Genomic DNA, 1,296 nt, shown 5'->3' with positions numbered 1-1,296 from the left:
CATCCGTGCACGCTCGCCCTCAGGGCCGAGCTGACCGCCGAATCGCGTTCCAGCGATTCGCCGTAGCGGTACGCTCCCCGCTCCACGACACGCCCCCACCTCGTACAGCCGACCGTAGAGCGGATGACGACGAAGGACGAATCCGCTCCATCGAGCACCGCCGAGCTCACCGCCGAATCGCGTTCCAGCGATTCGCCGTAGCGGTACGCTCCCCGCTCCACGAAACGCGCCCCTCGGAAAGCCGACCGCGGAGCGGATGACGACGAAGGAGGAATCCGCTCAATCCAAGAGCAGCGCCGGTTCCTCCAGCACGCTGGCGACGTCGGCGACGAAGCGGCTGACCACGTCGCCGTCGACGACGCGGTGGTCGAAGGAGCCGCCGACCGTGGTGACGAAGCGGGGGCGGACCTCGCCGTCGACGACCCAGGGCTTCTGCTTGATCGTGCCGAGGGCGATGATCGCGACTTCGCCGGGGTTGAGGATCGGGGTGCCCGTGTCCATCCCGAAGACGCCGATGTTGGTGATGGTGATGGTGCCGTTCTGCATGTCGGCGGCGGTGGTCTTGCCGTCGCGGGCGTCGAGGGTGAGCTTCTCGAGGGCCTGGGCCAGTTCGAGGAGGCTCATCGACTGGGCGTCCTTGACGTTGGGGACGAGCAGTCCGCGCGGGGTGGCCGCGGCGATGCCGAGGTTGACGTAGTGGCGGACGACGATCTCGGTGTCGGTCCAGGCGGAGTTGACGGTGGGGTTGCGGCGGACGGCCCAGATGATGGCCTTGGCCATGATGAGCAGCGGCGAGACCTTGACGCCGGCGAAGTCGGGCGAGTTCTTGAGGCGCTTGACGAACTCCATGGTGCGGGTCGCGTCGACGTCGACGAAGACGCTGACGTGGGGCGCGGTGAACGCGCTCGTCGACATCGCGGCGGCGATCGCCTTGCGGACGCCGCGCACGGGGATGCGCTCCTCGCGGTCGTCGCCCCAGGCGGGGGTCTGGATGTTGCGGAAGACGCTGGCCTGGGAGGCGTGGCGGATGACGTCGTCGCGGGTGACCTCGCCGGCGAGGCCGGTGGCCTGCACCTCGAGGAGGTCGACGTCGAGGTCCTTCGCGAGCTTGCGGATCGGCGGCTTCGCGATGACGGGGAGCGCGGCGGCGGCCGGCACGGAGGCGGGCCGGGCCGGGGCCGTCGGGCGGGCGGCGGGCGCGGCGGCCGAGGCGGTGGCGGCCGGTCGGCGGCGGCGGGTCTGGACGTGTCCGCCGGCGGTGCCGTAGCCGACGAGCGCGGCTCCGGAGCCCTCGCC

The 1,296-nt window shown here is 71.2% G+C and carries 2 protein-coding genes; both read right to left on the bottom strand.

The genetic code is table 11. The annotated features are described in order from the left end of the window. A partial coding sequence (locus C5C74_RS17730) for a hypothetical protein (protein ID WP_219813504.1) occupies positions 1-221 on the bottom strand: 221 nt, incomplete at its 3' end. 58 nt (positions 222-279) lie between these two features. After that, positions 280-1,296, bottom strand: a 1,017-nt coding sequence (locus tag C5C74_RS16835; protein WP_104351943.1) for a dihydrolipoamide acetyltransferase family protein, incomplete at its 5' end; no start/stop codon positions are given.

This window comes from Rathayibacter sp. AY1E8 (genome assembly GCF_002931415.1).
GTDB lineage: Bacteria > Actinomycetota > Actinomycetes > Actinomycetales > Microbacteriaceae > Rathayibacter.
This window is presented reverse-complemented; position numbering and strand designations above follow the sequence as displayed.